15 protein-coding genes are annotated in these 19968 nt (G+C 58.3%); 6 read left to right on the top strand and 9 right to left on the bottom strand.

All coding sequences use genetic code 11. From position 1 onward, the window contains the following. The first annotated feature begins 90 nt into the window (after positions 1-90). The 5 genes from fabI (at position 91) to CPA56_RS03770 (ending at position 6560) form a co-directional block, all read left to right on the top strand. On the top strand, positions 91-942 hold the full coding sequence (gene fabI, locus CPA56_RS03790; RefSeq protein ID WP_182040722.1) for an enoyl-ACP reductase FabI: 852 nt from the start codon (positions 91-93) through the stop codon (positions 940-942). 6 nt (positions 943-948) lie between these two features. Then, positions 949-2043 (top strand): chorismate synthase, encoded by a 1095-nt coding sequence (aroC, locus tag CPA56_RS03785; RefSeq protein ID WP_182040721.1) that lies wholly within the window; start codon positions 949-951, stop codon positions 2041-2043. A gap of 199 nt (positions 2044-2242) precedes the next feature. Continuing rightward, the gene (locus tag CPA56_RS03780; RefSeq protein WP_407645647.1) at positions 2243-4150 is read left to right on the top strand and encodes a ribonucleoside-diphosphate reductase subunit alpha; all 1908 of its coding nucleotides are present in this window, start codon (positions 2243-2245) and stop codon (positions 4148-4150) included. Between the two features lie 105 nt (positions 4151-4255). Then, positions 4256-5278: a ribonucleotide-diphosphate reductase subunit beta gene (locus tag CPA56_RS03775; RefSeq protein WP_182040719.1), complete on the top strand. Its 1023-nt coding sequence runs from the start codon at positions 4256-4258 to the stop codon at positions 5276-5278. A 334-nt stretch (positions 5279-5612) separates the two neighbouring features. Beyond that, on the top strand, positions 5613-6560 hold the full coding sequence (locus CPA56_RS03770; RefSeq protein WP_182040718.1) for a polyprenyl synthetase family protein: 948 nt from the start codon (positions 5613-5615) through the stop codon (positions 6558-6560). Here the strand turns inward: CPA56_RS03770 and murI are convergent. Next, positions 6557-7381 carry a glutamate racemase gene (murI, locus tag CPA56_RS03765; RefSeq protein WP_182040717.1) on the bottom strand — a complete coding sequence of 275 codons (825 nt, stop codon included), beginning with the start codon at positions 7379-7381 and terminating at the stop codon, positions 6557-6559. The genes CPA56_RS03770 and murI overlap by 4 nt on opposite strands. A 79-nt stretch (positions 7382-7460) precedes the next feature. Beyond that, the gene (locus CPA56_RS03760) at positions 7461-8204 is read right to left on the bottom strand and encodes an orotate phosphoribosyltransferase (RefSeq protein WP_052349051.1); all 744 of its coding nucleotides are present in this window, start codon (positions 8202-8204) and stop codon (positions 7461-7463) included. Between the two features lie 204 nt (positions 8205-8408). On the opposite strand from CPA56_RS03760, the gene CPA56_RS03755 reads away from it, so the two are divergent. Further along, a complete protein-coding gene (locus tag CPA56_RS03755; RefSeq protein ID WP_182040716.1) occupies positions 8409-8663 on the top strand; it encodes a hypothetical protein in 255 nt (84 codons plus the stop codon). A 126-nt stretch (positions 8664-8789) separates the two neighbouring features. Here the strand turns inward: CPA56_RS03755 and CPA56_RS03750 are convergent, their stop codons facing one another. The 7 genes from CPA56_RS03750 to CPA56_RS03720 form a co-directional block, all read right to left on the bottom strand. Further along, complete coding sequence (locus CPA56_RS03750) at positions 8790-10994, bottom strand: pyrroloquinoline quinone-dependent dehydrogenase (RefSeq protein WP_182040715.1); 2205 nt, start codon at positions 10992-10994, stop codon at positions 8790-8792. Beyond that, positions 10987-11367 carry a glycerol dehydrogenase gene (locus CPA56_RS03745; RefSeq protein WP_182040714.1) on the bottom strand — a complete coding sequence of 127 codons (381 nt, stop codon included), beginning with the start codon at positions 11365-11367 and terminating at the stop codon, positions 10987-10989. Before CPA56_RS03745 ends, CPA56_RS03750 begins: the two co-directional genes overlap by 8 nt. A gap of 169 nt (positions 11368-11536) precedes the next feature. Continuing rightward, entirely contained in the window at positions 11537-13747 is a 2211-nt protein-coding gene (locus CPA56_RS03740; protein WP_182040713.1) for a pyrroloquinoline quinone-dependent dehydrogenase, read from the bottom strand. Beyond that, positions 13740-14120 carry a glycerol dehydrogenase gene (locus tag CPA56_RS03735; protein WP_326831290.1) on the bottom strand — a complete coding sequence of 127 codons (381 nt, stop codon included), beginning with the start codon at positions 14118-14120 and terminating at the stop codon, positions 13740-13742. The genes CPA56_RS03740 and CPA56_RS03735 overlap by 8 nt, the downstream gene beginning before the upstream one ends. A 125-nt stretch (positions 14121-14245) precedes the next feature. After that, positions 14246-14584, bottom strand: a complete 339-nt coding sequence (locus CPA56_RS03730) for a chorismate mutase (RefSeq protein WP_182040712.1) — start codon at positions 14582-14584, stop codon at positions 14246-14248. Continuing rightward, positions 14574-15263, bottom strand: coding sequence for a metallophosphoesterase (locus CPA56_RS03725; protein WP_182040711.1), 690 nt, complete (start codon positions 15261-15263; stop codon positions 14574-14576). The genes CPA56_RS03730 and CPA56_RS03725 overlap by 11 nt, the downstream gene beginning before the upstream one ends. Positions 15264-15377: 114 nt before the next feature. Beyond that, entirely contained in the window at positions 15378-19925 is a 4548-nt protein-coding gene (locus CPA56_RS03720; protein WP_182040710.1) for an AAA family ATPase, read from the bottom strand. Between the last annotated feature and the right edge of the window lie 43 nt (positions 19926-19968).

Raw genomic sequence — 19968 nt, 5'->3', positions numbered from 1 at the left:
TGATAAGAGAGCCCTTGCCGTGTGACCATCCTTGTGCGACGAGATGACCCAATTATTACAGATGCAAGATTATCCTCAAGGGGGCTGACCATGTCAGAAACAGAAACGCATTCACAGCAGGAAACGGCCAAGGGGACGCTCATGGCTGGCAAGCGTGGTGTCATCATGGGCGTGGCGAACAAGAATTCCATTGCCTGGGCCATAGCCAAGGCCTGTGCCGATCAGGGAGCGGAGATCGCCTTCACCTATCAGGGGGAGGCTCTGGGCAAGCGTGTGCGTCCTCTGGCCGAAAGTGTCGGGTCCAGCATGGTTCTGGCCTGTGATGTTGGCGATGATGCGGCCATCAATGCAACATTTGATGAAATTGAGAAGAGCTGGGGCAAGATTGATTTTGTCGTCCATGCCATCGGCTGGGCAGACAAGCAGTATCTGCGTGGGCGTTATGTGGACACGCCCCGTGAGGCCTTCCTTCAGGCAATGGATATTTCCTGCTTCTCCTTCACCGCAGTGGCCCGTCGTGCGGCGGCGATGATGAACGAGGGTGGCTCCATCCTGACGCTGACCTATCTCGGTGCCGAGCGTGTCATGCCGCATTATAATGTGATGGGCGTGGCCAAGGCGGCCCTGGAGGCTTCCGTCCGCTATATGGCGGTGGATCTTGGACGTGACAACATCCGTGTCAATGGTATCTCCGCCGGGCCGATCATGACGCTGGCGGCGAATGGCATTGGCGACTTCCGCTACATCCTGCGCTGGAACCAGGTCAATGCCCCGCTGGAGCGCAACGTGTCCCTGAAGGATGTGGGCGGGTCCGGCCTGTATCTGCTTTCTGACCTGTCAACGGGCGTGACCGGTGAGATTCATCATGTTGACTGTGGGTACAACATCATCGGCATGAAGAATCCCGACGCTCCCGACATGAGCCTTTCATCGGGGGAATAAGGGTCAATGTCTGAGAACAGTTTCGGGCGTCTGCTACGTGTCACGACATGGGGAGAGAGCCATGGCCCGGCCATCGGCTGTGTCATCGATGGCTGTCCGCCGCGCCTGAAACTGTCGGAGGAGGACATCCAGCCGTGGCTGGACAGGCGGCGGCCGGGGCAGTCCCGTTACACGACCCAGCGTCGGGAACCGGATGAGGTCAGGATCCTGTCCGGCGTGTTCGAGGGACAGACGACAGGTACGCCCATCTCCCTGATGATCGAGAACACGAACCAGCGTTCCCGTGATTATGGGGAGATCGCCCGGCAGTATCGTCCCGGCCATGCCGACATCGCCTATGATCTGAAGTATGGCATCCGTGACTATCGTGGTGGTGGCCGGTCCTCCGCCCGGGAGACGGCCATGCGTGTGGCAGCCGGAGCTGTGGCCCGGGTCATTCTCCGGGAGCTGGTCGGGCCACAGCTTGTCATCCGCGGTGCCCTGACGGGCATCGGGGATCAGTGCGTGGAGCGTGACCGCTGGGACTGGGATGAGGTGGAGCGGAACCCGTTCTTTTCGCCAGATGCCGAGATGGTTCCGCTCTGGAGTGAGCAGCTGGAAGCGGTCAGAAAATCCGGGTCTTCCGTCGGGGCCATGTTGGAAGTCGTGGCGGAGGGCGTGCCTGCCGGTCTCGGTTCTCCCGTCTATGGCAAGCTGGATGCAGAGCTGGCTGGCGGGATGATGGGCATTAACGGCGTGAAGGCTGTCGAAATCGGGGACGGTCTGGCCGTGGCGAAGCTGTACGGGCAGGAAAATGCCGACCCTATCCGGCCATCAGGGAATCCCATGGAGCCTGTCTTCCTCAGCAACCATGCTGGCGGGATTCTGGGAGGGATATCGACGGGGCAGCCTGTCGTGGCCCGTATGGCCATCAAGCCGACCAGTTCCATTCTGGTGCCGGTCCCCAGCATCACGAGGGATGGTGAGGCGGTGGATGTGAGGACAAAGGGGCGGCATGACCCCTGCATCGGCATCAGGGCCGTACCGGTTGCCGAGGCCATGATGGCCTGCATTCTGGCGGATCAGCTGCTGCGTAACCATGCCCAGTGCGGCTGGCTCTGAAAACTGTTGCCAGCCGGTTGAAAATCTACTCGTCATTAACAAGATGTAGTGTCAGGGGGTGTACATTCACCCCCATATCTTCTTCGAAGACATAACTGCGAGAGAAAAACAAGCCTTGAAATGTGCTCTTCATCCGTGGGAGATGAAGGAACCTTTTAAGCCGAAAATGATGCCGAAATGAGGGGCTCGATTCATGAGAATGCATGATGCGCAGACGTTCGCTCAGCCGATGGGCGGAGCCGAAGACCCTGAGCTCTTCCCCAATGTCGTCCAGCTTCCGGGGCGTCATCCTGTCCGCACGGTTCCGGAGCGCGATGCCCTTCTCACGGATTTCGGACGGGCCACGCTGGATGACCGGTATCTGCTGGATGGCGAGACCTATCAGGGGCTGTTCGCCCGTGTGGCCTCACGGTATGGAGCGGATGAGGGACATGCGCAGCGGATCTATGATTACATGTCCCGTCACTGGTTCATGCCCGCTACGCCGGTTCTTTCGAATGGTGGAACGAATCGTGGTCTGCCCATTTCCTGTTTCCTGAATGAGTCCGAGGACAGTCTCGAGGGGATCGTCGGTCTCTGGAACGAGAATGTCTGGCTGGCCGCCAAGGGAGGCGGGATCGGTTCCTACTGGGGGAATCTGCGTTCCATCGGGGAGAACATAGGCCGGAATGGCAAGACATCTGGCGTGATTCCGTTCATCCGGGTGATGGACAGTCTGACGCTGGCGATCAGCCAGGGCAGCCTGCGCCGTGGGTCTGCGGCGGTCTATCTGCCGATATGGCATCCCGAGATTGAAGAATTTATCGAGATGCGTCGTCCGACTGGTGGCGATCCGAACCGTAAGGCCCTCAACCTGCATCATGGTGTTCTGCTGACGGATGATTTCATGCGGGCCGTGGTCGGGGATGAGGAGTGGCCGCTGATTTCTCCCAAGGATCACAGTGTCATCCGTAAGGTGTCAGCCCGTGCCCTGTGGATTCGGCTTTTGACGGCCCGTATGGAGCAGGGGGAACCGTATATCGTGTTCTCCGACACGGTGAATCGTGCCCGGCCCGAACATCACAGGCTGGCGGGGCTGGAGGTGAAGACGTCCAACCTCTGTGCCGAGATCACCCTGCCAACGGGGGTCGATCATCATGGCAAGACCCGTACGGCGGTCTGCTGTCTGTCGTCCCTGAATCTGGAATACTGGGATGAATGGAAGGACGAGCCGCATTTCATCAGGGATGTGATGCTGTTCCTCGACAATGTGTTGCAGGATTTCATCGACAATGCTCCAGACGACATGGCTCATGCCCGCTATGCCGCCATGCGGGAACGTTCCGTCGGTCTTGGCGTGATGGGATTCCATTCTTTCCTCCAGTCCAGGATGGTGCCGTTTGGCAGCGTCATGGCGAAGGTGTGGAACAAGAAGTTCTTCGAGCACATTTCAAAGCAGACAGCGGAGGCCTCCCGTGAGCTGGCCGCAACACGTGGCCCGTGCCCGGATGCCGAGGAATACGGGTTCCAGGAGCGTTTTTCCAACAGGATGGCTGTTGCGCCGACAGCGTCCATTTCCATCATTGCGGGCAATGCCAGCCCGGGTATCGACCCCATCAGTGCCAACGTGTTCCTGCAGAAGACACTGTCCGGCTCCTTCACGGTGCGGAACCGCCATCTGGCGAAGCTCCTTCAGAAATATGGTCGGGATACGGATGAGGTCTGGTCGTCCATTACCCTGAGCAAAGGGTCAGTCCAGCATCTGGATTTCCTGACCCAGGATGAGAAGGATGTCTTCAAGACGGCTTTCGAGATTGATCAGCGTTGGGTGGTTGAACATGCGGCAGATCGTGCACCGTTCATCTGTCAGTCGCAGTCGGTCAACCTGTTCCTGCCGGCGGACGTGCACAAGCGTGACCTTGTCCGCATCCATTATGAGGCATGGAAGAAGGGCGTGAAATCGCTTTATTACTGCCGTTCCCTCTCCATCCAGAGGGCCGACACGGTTTCCAACGTCGCCGTGAAGCGTGACATCATGGAGGGTGATGATGACCACCTTCCGCAGGCCACGCCACGTCATGCCGAGACTGGTGCCGGAAGCTATGAGGAATGTCTTTCCTGCCAGTAAGGCAGGAAGCGTGAGGGCGGGGACCTGCCTTTCAGGGTCTCTGCCGGCCGAGGAAGAATGAATCCAGCCCGGAGGGGGCTGTTCCAGAGAAAAAGGTTTCGAGAGATGACAGAAGGCACTCCATTGCCGCAGGCTCCTGAATCTGCCGAGCAGGCCAATCTTCTGGTCGAGAACCCGGTGTACAAGCCGTTCCGTTACCCTTGGGCCTATGATGCCTGGCTGACCCAGCAGCGTCTGCACTGGCTGCCTGAGGAAGTCCCGCTGGCGGAGGACGTGAAGGACTGGCACCGCAAGCTTTCGGAAGCGGAGCAGAATCTTGTCACGCAGATTTTCCGTTTCTTCACGCAGGCTGACGTGGAGGTGAATTCTGCCTACATGAAATATTACAGTCAGGTCTTCAAGCCGACGGAAGTCCTGATGATGCTCTCCTGTTTCTCGAACATCGAGACCATCCATATTGCGGCCTATTCTCACCTTCTGGACACGATCGGGATGCCGGAAACGGAGTATTCCGCCTTCCTGAAATATAAGGAGATGAAGGACAAGTATGATTTCATGCAGTCCTTCAACATTAACAGCAAGCGTGAGATTGCCAAGACTATGGCTGCCTTCGGGGCGTTCATGGAGGGCCTCCAGCTCTTTGCTTCTTTTGCCATCCTGCTGAACTTCCCCCGGTTCAACAAGCTGAAGGGAATGGGGCAGATCGTTTCTTGGTCCGTGCGTGATGAAACACTGCACTGCCTTTCCATGATCCGGCTGTTCCGCACCTTCATCCGGGAAAATCCGGAGATATGGACGGAAGACTTCCGGGCCGAGCTGGTGGAAATCTGTCGGCAGACAGTGTCCCATGAGGATGCGTTCATCGAGCTGGCTTTCGAGATGGGACCGGTGGAAGGTCTGTCCGCCGAGCAGGTGGAGCGTTACATCCGTTTCATTGCGGACCGTCGTCTGATCCAGCTGGGGCTGGACCCGATCTATGGCATTGAGGAAAATCCGCTGCCGTGGGTGGATGACATGCTGAATGCCGTCGAACATACGAATTTCTTTGAGAATCGTGCGACGGAATATTCCCGTGCCTCCACCCAGGGAACATGGGAAGATGCCTTCGAGAGTGGGGTCTTCTCCTGAAGGACGGGCAGAGGGAAATACCTGCCAGCTGGGCGGTTTATGAAGCGGACTGTCTTGACCGTGGCTTCTTTGCTGCTCATATGGATGGAACTATTTTCTAATCAGGGATGGCCGTCATTGTCCCTGTCGATGTGCCGTGAAAAAGGCAGAGAGGACAGGGAGGCAGCCATCCGATACTGCCCGTCCCGTCAGGCCGGGATGGGCAGAACTGGAGTTGTGCGTTTTGGTTTCTTCCTCATCAGGGCCCCACATTGCATCTGGCGGTGAGGCTGCGGGTAGGGAGGTCAAGGGGGAAGACGCCCTGAAGGCCCTCTCAGCCTATCTTGCCGATGATATGACAGCCTGCAATCAGGCCATCATAGACAGGATGCAGAGCTCCGTGCCGCTCATTCCCCAGCTTGGTGCGCATCTTGTGGCGGCCGGAGGAAAGCGGCTGCGTCCTCTTCTGACACTCGCTTCTGCCCGCCTCTGCGGGTATGGCGAGCAGGAAGGGCAGAAGAGGCACATCGGGTTGGCGGCCTGCGTCGAATTCATCCATACCGCCACGCTGCTGCATGATGACGTGGTGGATGAAAGTACGCTGCGGCGGGGCATGGCGTCGGCCAATGCCCTGTTTGGGAACAAGGCTTCCGTTCTGGTGGGAGACTTCCTGTTCGCCCGTTCCTTCCAGCTGATGACAGCAGACGGCTCCCTAGAGGTCATGGCCATCCTGTCGGCTGCGTCGGCGACGATTGCGGAAGGTGAGGTCCTTCAGATGTCCACGCAGAATGACCTCTCCACGCCGATAGAGCGTTATTTGGAGGTCATTCACGGCAAGACGGCGGCTCTTTTTGCTGCGGCCTGTCGTGTCGGGGCGGTGATTGCCCAGCATGACCGCAAGGCTGAGCTGGCCTTGGAGCAGTATGGAACCAACCTGGGCATGGCCTTCCAGCTGGTTGATGACGCGCTGGATTATGCCGCTGACCAGCAGGTGCTGGGCAAGACGGTCGGAGATGATTTCCGGGAAGGAAAAATCACGCTTCCCGTTCTGGCGGCCTATGAACAGGGAACGAAAGAAGAACGGCAGTTCTGGAAACGGGTGATCGAGGATAACGAGCAGACCGAGGCTGATCTGCCCCATGCTCTGGAGATCATTGCCCGCAGGGACGCCATCCGTATCACGATCGAACGTGCCCGTGACTATGCTGGGAAGGCCGTGGAAGCTCTGGCCTGTTTCCCGGAAAGCACCCTGAAAAATCTGTTGCGTGAGACCGTGCTGTATACGGTCGAACGGGCCCGTTAAGGGAAGACCTGCCACCCGCTGGTGAAGCCCAGCCATGCTATGTGGCTGGCGAGGTTCTGCCCTTCTGGTGGAGGAGCTGTCAGGAAAAAACGGTCCGATGGCGAGGCTGGGTTTGAAGCTGCTGGCGGTTTTGCGATTTCTTCCAGTCGCCTCAGGGCCTGCTGGGCGACGGCAGGGGCAGGGTCAAGCCACATGAGGCCTGCCGGGCCAAGACGCTGAAAATAGGGCATCAGGAACGTATAATGCGTGCAGCCTAGCCCGATGGTATCAATATGGTCTCCGCCAGACTGCTGGAAAAGGCAGCCCAGCTCCTGCTGGACTTCGAGCGATTCGAGCGGCTCTCCCCGGAAGGCCCGTTCGGCCATGTTGGCCAGATGGCGGGAGCCATGGACGATCAGCCGACAGTCAGCAGCGAATTCTTCATGCAGCTGTTTCAGATAGGGACGACGGGCCGTTGCGCTGGTTGCCAGAAGACCGATGGTGCGGGTGGTGGATACCCGTCCCGCCCAGCGTATGGGAGGGACACAGCCCACGATGGGCAGGGTCAGCCGTTCCCGTAGCAGGGGCAGGGCCAGCGTGCTGGCCGTATTGCAGGCGATGATGGCCAGTGAGGGGTGCAGTTCTGCGCAGGCCTGTGAGACCAGTCCGACGATGCGTTCCCGCAGCACATCATCCTGCTGTTCCCCATAGGGGAAGAGGGCGGTATCGGCGAGATAATCGACCGTCAGCGAGGGAGCCAGACTGCGCAGGGCCTGAACGACACCAAGCCCTCCGATGCCGGAATCAAAAACCAGAATGCGGGGCGAAGATGATGTCGGCATGGACTGTTCCCTGAGGATGGTGGTCTGGCGGGGAAAAGGGATGAATTCCCCGGCCGGACATCACGGAGAGCAGGAGGCGTCAGCCCCGCTTGAAGGCCAGGGCTTCTTCTGCGCTGCCCACACCACCATGTGCCTTGGACCAGCTGCATGGGTCTTCTAGGAAGCGGCGGACTTCGGCACTGTCTTCAGCTGAGAAATACTGACCGTCCGCACAGGCTTCCAGCACATCCCACCATGTGCAGAGGGCGTGCAGGCTTATGCCCATGTCCTGCAGGGTTTTCTGGGCACCCGGGAACACGCCATAGAAGAACACGACAAACGTGTGATCCACGATGGCCCCTGCCTCACGCAGGGCGTTGGCAAAGCGGATCTTCGAGGCACCGTCCGTTGTCAGGTCTTCCACCAGAAGGGTGCGCATGCCTTCCGGCACGTCACCTTCAATCTGTGCGTTGCGGCCAAAGCCTTTGGGCTTCTTGCGGACATAGGCCATTGGCGTCATCAGCCGGTCGGCAATCCATGCGGAGAAAGGAATACCTGCCGTCTCACCACCCACGACAGCATCGATGCTTTCATACCCGATGTGGCGGCCAATCTTTTCGACGGCCAGTTCCATCAGTTTCTTGCGGGCACGGGGGAAGAAAATGATCTTGCGGCAGTCGATGTAGACGGGGGATTTCCAGCCGGATGTCAGGGTATAAGGTTCGCTGGGGCGGAAGTTGATGGCCTTGATTTCCAGAAGAATGCGCGCCGTCGTCAGCGCAGCATCACGGTCCCACTGTGTGGGGCGGATGCCCAGATTGGATGCTGTGCCAGATGCAGGCATTATTCTCTCCGTAATCTCGAAAAATGGTTCCTTTGGAGACATCTACCCGTTAGAAGAAGGGAGGGGTAGGGCAAAGATGCCTTTTTTGCCCATTCTCTTATTGATGACGCTTTACTCTGTCATTTATGGGGGCGATAAGAGCTTTCATCCTCCCTGAGTGGAGGTCTTTCCTTAGGGAAACAGGGTATCGTAGGGGTATAGGATATGAAAGTTGATACCGGACATATCGGTCGTAAATGCGAACGCGCCGTAATCACAGCGTATCAGGAACTGCACGACATGGGGCAGAGTGAGATGAAAATCTTTGCTGCCTGCACGACACTGTACCGGATCCACCATCCGGAAGCTTCTCTGCCGGAGGCCCGGCTTCTCGTATCGGAATGGATCGATCATCATATCATCCGGCGTTCCAATGCTCCTACACGTGGCTGCAACTGCCCGCCGACCCACCCACGCTGAAGATAGCCGGTCAGAGCCGGAGACAGTGAGAAGCGGAACCTCGGGACATCAGAGGTTCCGCTTTTTTTGTTTCAGCAGCATTCCTTCCGGCCACCCGGTAGAAGGGTGGTCGGAAGGAACGGTCTGTCATTTCTTCTCTTCTGGCAGGGCGTAGACAACAAGAGCATCAGACACGGGCGTTCCCATCAGATGATGCCCTCCTGCCATGATGGCGACGTACTGGCGGCCATTGACGGCATAGGTCATGGCATTGGCCTGTCCACCGCCGGGCAGGACATCAGTCCAGAGCGTCTTGCCGGTCTTGAGGTCGATGGCATGAAGCTGGTTGTCGGTAGCGGCACCGATGAAGGCAAGGCCGCTGGCTGTCATGAGAGAGCCGCCATTGTTGGGCGTACCGATCGTTACAGGCAGGTGAGTGGCGATGCCCCATGGCCCATTGGCGCGGGCAGAGCCGAAAGGATGCTGCCACAGAACCTTGTGGGCCTTCAGGTCGATGGCCGTGATCATGCCATAGGGCGGAGCATTGCACATCATCCGTGTGAAGGTGTTCCAGAACGGACCAACCAGGGCACCGTAGGGTGTTTCGGCCTGGGAGGCATTGCCGGCCGTGATGCCGTGGCGTGGCGTGTACTCGGGAACGTCAATGGGGAAGAGTTTCAGCTTGTCGGCCTCCTTGCGGCTCACAAGCTGGTCATACATGGGCATGTGGCTCCAGTTGGCGAACAGGATGCCCGTCTGGGGGTTGTAGGAGATGCTGCCCCAGTCATTGCCACCATTATAGCCGGGGTCTTCGATCCAGGGCTGCTTGATGGTGGGCGGTGTGAACTCGCCGACATAATGCGCCCTGCGGAACTTGATGCGGCAGGCCAGCTGGTCCAGCGGGGATGCTCCCCACATGTCCGCTTCGGTTAGGTTGGGGAATCCAAGGCGGGGCACACCCGTGGACCAGGGCTGCGTCGGTGCCCGTGGGTCATCCTTGACAAAGCCTGGGTTGGGAGCCGGTTTTTCGACAACGGGGAAGTCAGGTAGGGGTTTGCCGGTCCGACGGTCCAGAATGAAGGTCTGTCCCCGCTTGGTCGGCATGATGAGGGCAGGAATGACGCTTCCGTCATCGGCATGATAGTCGAACAGGGTCGGCTGAGAGCCGATGTCATAGTCCCAGACATCCTTGTGGACGGTCTGGAAGACCCAGCGGGGCGCACCCGTGCGGACATCAATGGCCACGACGGAGGATGAGACTCTGTTTTCGGCCTCACTGCGCAGGGCACTGTAATAATCGGCGGCTGAATTACCCGTGGGGACATAGACGAGGCCGAGAGCATTGTCGCCTGTCATGGCCGCCCATGAATTGGGTGTCCCACGGCTGTAATAATGATCCTTGTCCGGCTGGTGGTGATTGTCCGGATTATTGACATCCCAGGCCCAGAGGAACTTCCCGCTTTCAGCATCATAGCCACGGACAACCCCTGATGGTGCCCAGCGGCGCTGGCCGTCCAGTACCTCATGATTGACGACGATCACGCCATTCACGATGGGGGACGGGCTGGTCACGCCAACAAAACGGGGGACTGACCATCCCATGCCCTGCATGAGGTTCACCTGCCCACCATGGCCGAACGTTTCGCAGAGTTTGCCGTCCTCGGCATCGACGGCGATCAGACGGTTGTCCAATGTTCCTTCGATGATGCGGTTATGGCAGGGCTGGCCTTCCGGTACCGTTGAGGACGTATAGTAGGTGACGGCCTTGCAGGCTGAGGTGAAGGGAATGGCGTCATAGCTTTCATGGGAATGGAAACGCCATTTCTCCTGCCCTGTGGCGGCATCGACACGCATCATGTCGTTGGTGGCGGAGCAGAGATACAGGGAGTCACCAACCTTGATGGGGGTCGTTTCCGCCGCAAGCCTGTTGATCTTGCCTTTGGGAGGGAGGCTGCCCGTGTGGTAGATGAAGGCCCGCTGGAGCTTGCCCACATTTTCCGGCGTGATCTGGGTCAGGGGTGAATAACGTGTGGCCCTGTCATCACGGCCATAAGCCGGCCAGTCATCCGGTTTCGGGTCTGCGCTTTCCTGAGGGACGGCCTGAGGCAGCTGGTCGATTGGCAGCTCGTCAATGTCAGGCAGGTTGGCGGCATTGACGCCTGCAGCCTGAGGCGTGTCGGGGGCCGGGTCATGAAAGAGGCTGGAAGCCGTCAGGGAGTCAGGAACGGTCTTGTGGCTCGTGCTGGGAGGGGTATCCTGCGGAGCGGGTGACTGGGCCTGAGCGGAGGAGAGGGAAACACCGAGGATGGTCCCTCCCAGCAGGGCACCGAGAAGATAGGCCTGATTACGCATCGAAATGTGCTTTCTGGTTATGAAGGAGACGGGGGAGGAAGGCTGCGACGACAATGGCGATCAGCGTGGGACCGAAAAGGCGGGGGAGCCATCCCCAGAAATGAAAGCCGACCTCGTAGATGGTCCACGGAATGGTCAGTGCCCAGGCGAGGAGGTAACTCCATGCTCCCACCGGGTTCTGGCGGAAGAGATAGACACCGGAGATGCAGAGCAGGATGCCGCATGGGGTGTAATACCAAGACCCGCCCAGCAGGATGAGCCATGACCCGAAAATGACGAAATAGAGGCCGAACAGCAGGATCAGCGCAGCGAGAGCCCAGATGGCCAGGTCGGCAGGCTTGGGCCTGGACCCGGGATAAGAAAGAAAGGACACGGTTCTGTCTCCAGTTTATCAGAAAACATGATGTAACTATGAGGGTAATGAAGAAAGGCACGGAAATTGATAGATGAGGTTAATATCCACTTTCCATAGGTCTGACAGGTTAACCATCATAGTATTCCGGCCACATTTTATTGATGATGTGGCCGGAAATGTTAATACGTCATTTCTCCTTTTCTGGCAGGGCGTAGACAACCAGAGCATCAGAGACCGGGCTACGCATGAAGTGATGCCCTCCTGCCATGATGGCGACATACTGGCGACCATTGACGGCATAGGTCATGGCATTGGCCTGTCCACCGCCGGGCAGGGCACCGGTCCAGAGCGTTTTGCCGGTCTTGAGGTCGATGGCGTGGAGCAAGTTGTCGGTGGAGGCCCCGATGAAGGCAAGGCCGCCGGCCGTCATGACCGATCCGCCATTGTTGGGCGTACCGATGTTCAGCGGAAGTCCTGTGGCGATGCCCCATGGTCCGTTGGACCGGGCCGTTCCCAGGGGCTTCTGCCACAGTATCTTGTGGGCTTTCAGGTCGATGGCGGTGATCATCCCGTAGGGAGGTTCATTGCACATGATCTGGGTGAAGCTGTTCCAGTATGGCGTGACGACAATCCCATAAGGTGTCTGGGCCTGGGCACCATTGCCTTCTGCGCCGCCCGCACCGGGATTGTACTGCGGTGAGTCAATGGGGATCAGCCCCATTTTGTCAGCCTTCTTGCGGCTCACGAGCTGGTCATACATGGGGAGTATGCTCCAGTTGGCCAGCATGATGCCCGTCTGGGGGTTGTAGGAGATGCTGCCCCAGTCACTACCACCATTATAGCCGGGATATTCAAGCCAAGGCTGTTTGATGGTGGGCGGTGTGAACTCGCCGACATAATGTGCTCTGCGGAACTTGATGCGGCAGGCCAGCTGGTCCAGCGGAGAGATGCCCCATGTGTTGGCTTCCGTCATTTTCGGTATGCCAAGGCGGGGCACACCCGTGGACCAGGGCTGTGTCGGTGCCCGTGGGTCATCCTTGACAAAGCCCGGGTTGGGGGCCGGTTTTTCGACGACGGGGAAGTCAGGCAGGGGCTTGCCGGTCCGGCGATCCAGAATGAAGGTCTGTCCCCGCTTTGTTGGCATGATGAGGGCAGGAATGACGCTTCCGTCATCGGCATGATAGTCGAACAGGGTGGCCTGAGAGCCGATGTCATAGTCCCAGACATCCTTGTGGACGGTTTGGAAGACCCAGCGGGGTTCACCTGTACGGACGTCAAGGGCAACGACGGAGGATGAGACTCTGTTTTCCGCTTCACTGCGCAGGGCACTGTAATAATCGGCGGCCGAGTTGCCTGTAGGGACATAGACGAGGCCGAGAGCATTGTCGCCTGTCATGGCTGCCCATGAATTGGGTGTTCCTCGGCTGTAATAATGATCCTTGTCCGGCTGATGATGATTGTCCGGATTATTGACATCCCAGGCCCAGAGGAACTTTCCGCTTTCGGCATCATAGCCACGGATCACTCCAGACGGGGCCCAGCGGCGTTGGCCGTCCAGCACCTCATGATTGACAACCACCACACCATTGATGATTGGAGGGGCTGTTGTCATGGCGACGAAACCGGGGACTGACCATCCCATGCCCTGCATGAGGTTCACCTGCCCACCATGGCCGAATGCCTCACAGAGTTTGCCGTCCTCGGCATCGACGGCGATCAGACGGTTGTCCAGCGTCGCTTCGATGATGCGGTTATGGCAGGGCTGCCCCTCTGCTGCGGTGGATGAGGTGTAGTATGTGACGGCCTTGCAGGCGGCCGTGTAGGGGATGGCGTCATAACTTTCATGAGCATGGAAATGCCATTTCTCCTGCCCGGTGGCGGCATCAACGCGCATCATGTCGTTGGTAGCGGAGCAGAGATACAGGGAGTCACCAACCTTGATGGGGGTTGTTTCCGCTGCCCATTTGTTGGGTTTCCCTTTCGGAGGAAGGCTGCCCGTATGATAGACGAAGACCTGCTGGAGCTGGCTCACGTTCTTCGGTGTGATCTGGGTCAGGGGGGAGTAGCGTGTTGCCTGGTCGTCACGCCCATAGGCCGGCCAGTCATCCGGTTTGGGGTTGGCACTTTCCTGTGGGACGGCCTGAGGCAGCTGGTCGATTGGTAGTTCGTCAATGTCAGGCAGGTTGGCGGCATTGACGCCAGCAGGCTGAGGTGTGCCGGGGGCCGGATCATGAAAGATTCTGGACTCGGCCTGTTTTGATACGGGCGTATCATCATCATCCGATCCGGGTGTGCCCTGCGATGGAGGGACCTGAGCCAGAACTGGACGGGCTGGCAGGGAGGCTCCCAGAATGGTTCCGCCAAGCAGGAGACCGAGAATATAGGCCTGATTACGCATGGATGTTGTCCTTCTGGTTACGGAGAAGGTAAGGCAGGCACGTTGCGACGGCGATGGCGATCAGCGTGGGGCCGAAAAGGCGGGGGAGCCATCCCCAGAAGTGGAAGCCGACTTCGTAGATGGTCCACGGAATGGTCAGTGCCCAGGCGAGGAGGTAGCTCCATGCTCCCACAGGGCTCAGGCGGAAGAGATAGACACCGGAGATGCAGAGCAGGATGCCGCATGGGGTGTAATACCAAGACCCGCCAAGCAGGATGAGCCATGATCCGAAAATGACGAAATAGAGGCCGAACAGTAGAATCAGCAGGGCGAGGGCACGAATGGCCAGACTTGCAGGTCCTAATGTTGGTCTGGAAGATGATAACGACGACACAATGCTATCTCCAGTCTAGCAGAAACCATGTAGTAACTATGGAGCCAGTTCTGGAGGAGGGAAAAATAAATAGATAAGATTAATCTATATGTTTAATAGGTAGAACAGATTAAACTGCTGTCCTGTCAGGGCGTGATATTGGATTCAGGGCCGTGTTCTGCGGCAATGGCCTTATGGTTGGCAATGACCTCACTGACCAGAAAAGCAAAAAACTTTTTGGTGAAGAGGACATCCAGTCCGGAATCCTGAGCCAGGGCATGCAGGCGGGTCAGCTGTTCTTCTTCCCGTGCCGGGTCACAGGCGGGAAGCTGGCAGGTGGCTTTCAGTTTTCCCACGTCTGCCGTGCAGCGGAAACGTTCGGCCAGCATATAGATCAGGGCTGCGTCAATATTGTCGATACGCTGACGGAGCGCAGCCAGCTCCAGTGAAGGGTCTGGACGGGTATTGTGCTGTTCAGAAGTCATTGAGGTCTATCCATGCAAGATGGCCGCCTTTTCCGGCACCAAGGTCCATGAAGATGGCCTTGCCTCCCAGCCGTCCCGTGCGGTGGAGGGGGCGGCCATCTAGGGAGCGTCTGTCATGCCCCACATAGACGGTGATCCCTTCCGGAATACGGTTGATCCAGCTCAGCCGTCGTTCCGGATAGCCGTCGGGCTGAAGGCGGCTGGTGGTCTCCCCGAAAAGGGCACGTGACAGGGGAGCAGACATGTCTGCCAGACCTGTGGGAGGTGGTGGCCCGGCCAGCATGGCCGTATGGAACCCTCCATGGACGAAGAGCAGGTTGCCGAGCCGCTGCCAGGCGGGAGCCTGGGCTATGGCCTCGTAGGAACGGCGGGCGAGGTCTTCGGCCGTGGAGGCCTGTATCTGCCTGAGGGTGGTTTCCAGGGGGAGGTCCCGGCGGAGGCGTCGGCCCTCCAGCGCACGTCCCAGCTTGCGGTCATGGTTGCCAAGAACGAACATGCCACGGCGGGTTTCCAGCAGGTCCAGCATGGTTTCCAGTACGCCGGCACTGTCAGGTCCATGATCGACCAGGTCGCCAAGCTGGACGACGAAACGCTTCGTGGCGATGGCGTGACGGAAGGCATTGAGATCACCGTGCACGTCTCCCACAATGCGAAGACCATGCTTGCGAATATGGGACAAAACCGATTCATCAAGCCGTGGTTCTGAAAAGATAGGTCGATCGCTCACGGTTTTGGAAACTCAGCCTCCAGTTGCCTTAAAGGGCACTAATTGTCTGATGATAATGGCAGAAGGTCAACCATTTACCATACGGATGCTTTCATCAAGATTCACGGAGAGCAGGCGGCTCACGCCCCGCTCCTGCATGGTGATGCCGTAGAGGCGGTCCATGTGGGCCATGGTCAGCTGATGGTGGGTGATGACCAGAAAACGGGTGCCCGTTTCTCTGGTCATGTCCCGGATCAGGGTGCAGAAGCGTTCCACGTTGGCATCATCAAGGGGAGCGTCCACTTCATCCAGTACACAGATGGGAGCCGGGGTACACTGGAAGGCGGCAAAGATGAGGGACAGGGCGGTGAGGGCCTGTTCTCCGCCGGAGAGAAGGGACAGGGTGGAGAGTTTCTTGCCCGGTGGCTGGGCGAAAATTTCCAGTCCGGCTTCCAGCGGATCGTCGCTGCCGACCATCTGGAGATGGGCTTTGCCGCCGCTGAACATGCGTGTGAAGAGCTTCTGGAAATGTTCGTTGATATCCGCAAAAACGGCCATGAGGCGTTGTCGGCCTTCACGATTGATGGCACCGACCCCGCCACGCAGCCGGGCGATGGCGGTGGACAGGTCCTGATGCTCTTTGGCGATTCGTTCGGCTTCCTGCTGGGCTGTACGGAATTCGTCCTCGGCACAGAGATTGACCGGTCCCAGCTCTTCCCGCCGCTTCATGGCCCGTTTCAGGGACTGTCGGAGGGACTGTTCAGCGTCTGCAGAAACCGTTTCCGGAGCTTCTGCGTCTTCTGGCAGAGGAGCATCGTGACGCAGGAGGGCAAGAGCCTCTTCGGCCTGCTCAGCCCGTTCTTTCAGGCGGATGGTCTCTTCACGGTAGCGGCTGCCGCTTTCCCTGTGATGGTCAAGCAGTGTCTGCTGCTCCTGTAGGGTGGCGATTGTCTGTGAGAGGCTGGTGGCAAGGGTCTGCTCTTCCGCTTCCAGTTTCTCAAGAACCTTCATGTCGTTCTGGATCTGTTTTTCGTGCTGGGCAAAACCGTTGCCGTCTGTCTGGGCCGTCGCCGTTTGCTGTAGGGCGCCACGGCGTTTCTTCAGGTCCGTGATCAGGGCCTGAAGCTGGGTATGGCGTTCTCCCTGTTTCAGACTGTCAGCCTGTAGATGGTCATGACGTTCTTTCAGCAGGGAGAGTTCCTGTACCAGAGCCTGATGGTCTGCCTGCTTCTGTTGCAGGGTCTCTCTCGTACTGGTCAGGGCTGCGGCTGTCTGGTCGAGCCATTCTTTCAGGGCGGCCATGTCTGGCAGACTGGCCTGATCTTCCAGGCAGGTTTTTTCTTCTGTGAGCCGTTCTTTCAGTGCGGCTTCAAGTGTCCGTTTCTGCTGGGACAGGCTTTCATATCGTGCCTGCAATCCTGTAAGAAGGCGGGTCTGTTCCTGAAGGTCCTCTTCCTGCCGGGAGGCTGCCTTGCGTACGTCTTCCGCCCTGCGGGCGGCTTTCACGCTGTCGTGCCGGGCCTGCTGGAGTGCAGACCGGGATTTTTCCATGTCTGCCTGAAGGGCGGCGATGTCGATCCGTGACAGTCTGTCCAGCAGGGTCTGTTTCTGGCTGGTCAGTTCCGTCAGGTCATGCTCCAGCTGGGTGACGGTCTGTTTCAGTTCGTCCAGACGTGTGATGAGAGACCGGTTTCTGAAGAGAGCCTGCTGCCGTTCGTCTGTGGTCTTCTGCAGCTGGGTTCGGGTTGTTTCAAGCGTCTGGCGTGCCAGCTGTTCCTGTTCCCGCAGGGCCTTCAGGTTTTTGGCGGCATCAGCAACCCTGCTGTCCGTCTCAGGAAGAGAGGACAGTTCCTTGCGTGTTGAGTCATGCTGGGCTTTTGTGTGTGCCTGCTGTTCAGCCTGTGTGGCCACTTCATTCTGAAGGAGTGCCAGCTGTTCCTGCTGCAGGGCATGACGCTGTTTCAGCCCTTCCAGGTGATGACGGAGACGTGCCTGCTCCTCCCGGTTTTCTTCATGTTTCTGCCGCTGCTCTGCCAGTGTCTGTTCCAGCTGTTCACGCTGCTGCCGCACCGTCTCTGTCAGCTCTGTCTGCGTTTCCAGCTGCTGCTGAAGTGTCTGTAGAGCCGTTTCGGTCTTTTTCAGTCTCTGTGCCTGCTGGAGGCGGACCATTTCAGCTGTGGGCGTGTTGGGCTGGCGGATGAAGCCGTCCCATCGCCAGAGTGCCCCATCTTTTGACACGAGAGACTGGCCGGGCTGGAGTTGTGTCTGCAGGGTTTCACCTTCTTGGTTGTTCTCAAGAAGGAAAATGGCCTGAAACGCCCTTCTCAGAGGGGCTGGTGTTTCAATGAGTGTCGCCAGACTAGGCAGGGATGACAGGGCCGTTCTGGGTGTATCCTGCTCTGTAAGAGGCGGCAGCGTGCACCATAGACGTGGTGTGTCGGCCAGCTTTTCTCCCTTCTTGGGAAGCGAGGCTTCCAGACCGTCAGTCAGGGCACTGGCAACGGCATTTGTCAGATCATCAGGAATGCTGAGCCGTTCCATGACCGGATGGGGAATGGCGAGCAGGCTGCCCTGAAGGCTGCGCTTCAACCCTTCATGTTCCCCTTTGCAGCGTAACAGGTCGCTTTCGGTCTTCTGTCGGGCGGCCTGTGTTTCCTGCTCCTGCTTCAGAAGGGAGGCGTGCTGTTCCTCAGTCTGGATGATGTGTTCATGCCGGGTTTTTACCTGCTCCTGCAGAGTGTCGAGGTCTGATTGGACTTTCTGTAGTTCGGCTTCCTTAACGGCTCTGGAGCCGGCTTCCTCTAGGGCAGTTTGTGCTCTGACATGGCGGCTTTGCTGTTCTTTCAGCCGTTCTTCAAGGCGGTCCAGCTCCTGTTCCAGGAAAAGACGACGTTGCTGCCGTTTTTCCCGATCAGCCTGTTCCCTGAGCCAGAGCTGTTCTGCTTTTTCCCGCTTCTGGACCAGTTCCTTTTCATTTTGTGCTGCACGTTTGGTCTGCTGTTGTGCGTCCTCGCAGGCCTGATGCAGCTGTTGCTCCCTGGCCTTGTCGAGTAGGTTGCCGCTGATCTGTCCGATCTGCTCCTGATCGGCTTTCAGGCGGGCCTGATGTCTGGAAATGGTCTGGGTCAGTTCTTTTTCACGCTGCTGGAAGTGCTGGAGCTGGTTCTGCGCTTCCTGGAGGTCTCGCTGCGTCCGTTCGCTTAGGAGACGCTGTTCCTGGAACCGGGTGTCGGCTTCCTTTGCCTGACGTTCGTAGGAAGCTGCCTGTTCCAGACTGTCTGATGCCTGCTGACGGGAGAGTTCGGTTGGAGTGTTTCGTTTGCATTCCTGTTCAAGAGTTTGCAGTTCACTTTCCAGACGAGTGAGCGCATGCCGGTCATCGGTTATCTGCTTGGCAAGGGCCTGCTGATGGCTCTGGAGACGTTCCTGCTGGAGGGTGCCCGCCTGATACTGGGAGGAAAGGGCCTCATAGGCAGTCTGCTGCTCGTTTTCCTGTTTTTTCAGGGCGTTCAATGCCTCGGTCAGGGCTGGAGAGGTGCTGGCAAGTGTCTGCTGCTGGCTGGTCAGCTGTTCCAGGGCCTGTGCCGTTCTGGCCTGCTGTTCCGTGAGCTGGGCCAGTTCTTCTGCCTGACGGGTAATATCCTCGTCCAGCTGGGTACGTTGGCGGGCATTGTCCTCGGCAGCCTGCTGCCTGTGCTTGAGTGAAGCCTGGGCGACGTTGATGCGGATGCGCTGCTGCTCAAGCTGCGGACGTAGAGTGGCCAGCTCCTTTTCCTGCTGCTGCTGTTTTTCGATCTGCGCCTTGACCTGTTCCTGTGCTGCCTGAAGAGCCTGCTCGCTTTTTGCCAGGGTCTGCCTGGCTTTTTCCAAGGCTGCCTGACGGCTCTGGACAAGCTGTTCGGCTCTGGCATGCTGCAGGATTAGCAGGGAACGTTCATGCTGACGTATCTCTTTCGAGACATTCCGGTAACGCTGGGCCTGTTCTGACTGTGTGGACAGCGTCCTGATCTGCTGGTCGAGTGTCTGACGGTGTTCTTCAGCCCGTTCAAGGTTGCTTTCAGCCTGTCGGAGCTTCAGTTCCGCATCACGGCGACGGACGTAAAGTCCGGTGATACCGGCCGCTTCTTCCAGCAGGAGGCGTCGTTCTTCCGGCTTGGCGGCAATAAGCTGACTGACACGGTTCTGGCTGATGATGGAGGAACTGCGGGCTCCAGAGGAAAGGTCTGCAAAGATGGTCTGCACATCCCGTGCCCGCATGACACGGTTGTTGATACGGTACGTACTGCCTGAACCACGTTCGGCCTGTCGGGAAATCTCAAGCTCATCTGCCTGCTGGAAAGGGGCTGGAGCCAGCCCTGTCGCTGAGCCCAGATGGAGGGTGACACGGGCCAGATTGCGGGCTGGACGACTGCCCGTACCCGCAAAGATGAGATCATCGCTTTCTCCGCCACGGAGGGCACGGGCAGAGGTTTCTCCCATCGTCCAGCGCAGGGCTTCCACTATGTTGGATTTGCCGCAGCCATTGGGGCCGACAATTCCGGTCAGGCCGGGAAGGATGTCCAGATGGACTTCATCAGCAAAGCTTTTGAAACCGACAATATCAAGGCGGGTTGTGGTCGCTTTGTGCTGTGTCATTGAATCCCGTCACGAACTGGAACGATGGAGAGAGGAAGGGGGA

The organism is Bombella mellum (assembly GCF_014048465.1).
Lineage (GTDB): Bacteria > Pseudomonadota > Alphaproteobacteria > Acetobacterales > Acetobacteraceae > Bombella > Bombella mellum.
Note: the sequence above shows the minus strand (reverse complement) of the source record. Positions and strands in the feature narration are given on the sequence as shown.

What these genes read in the sequence shown, in the direction of transcription:
- fabI (WP_182040722.1), top strand. Translation starts at nt 91, where the DNA reads ATGTCAGAAACAGAAACGCATTCACAGCAGGAAACGGCCAAGGGGACG.
- aroC (WP_182040721.1), top strand. Translation starts at nt 949, where the DNA reads ATGTCTGAGAACAGTTTCGGGCGTCTGCTACGTGTCACGACATGGGGA.
- CPA56_RS03780 (WP_407645647.1), top strand. Translation starts at nt 2,243, where the DNA reads ATGCATGATGCGCAGACGTTCGCTCAGCCGATGGGCGGAGCCGAAGAC.
- CPA56_RS03775 (WP_182040719.1), top strand. Translation starts at nt 4,256, where the DNA reads ATGACAGAAGGCACTCCATTGCCGCAGGCTCCTGAATCTGCCGAGCAG.
- CPA56_RS03770 (WP_182040718.1), top strand. Translation starts at nt 5,613, where the DNA reads ATGACAGCCTGCAATCAGGCCATCATAGACAGGATGCAGAGCTCCGTG.
- murI (WP_182040717.1), bottom strand. Translation starts at nt 7,381, where the DNA reads ATGCCGACATCATCTTCGCCCCGCATTCTGGTTTTTGATTCCGGCATC.
- CPA56_RS03760 (WP_052349051.1), bottom strand. Translation starts at nt 8,204, where the DNA reads ATGCCTGCATCTGGCACAGCATCCAATCTGGGCATCCGCCCCACACAG.
- CPA56_RS03755 (WP_182040716.1), top strand. Translation starts at nt 8,409, where the DNA reads ATGAAAGTTGATACCGGACATATCGGTCGTAAATGCGAACGCGCCGTA.
- CPA56_RS03750 (WP_182040715.1), bottom strand. Translation starts at nt 10,994, where the DNA reads ATGCGTAATCAGGCCTATCTTCTCGGTGCCCTGCTGGGAGGGACCATC.
- CPA56_RS03740 (WP_182040713.1), bottom strand. Translation starts at nt 13,747, where the DNA reads ATGCGTAATCAGGCCTATATTCTCGGTCTCCTGCTTGGCGGAACCATT.
- CPA56_RS03730 (WP_182040712.1), bottom strand. Translation starts at nt 14,584, where the DNA reads ATGACTTCTGAACAGCACAATACCCGTCCAGACCCTTCACTGGAGCTG.
- CPA56_RS03720 (WP_182040710.1), bottom strand. Translation starts at nt 19,925, where the DNA reads ATGACACAGCACAAAGCGACCACAACCCGCCTTGATATTGTCGGTTTC.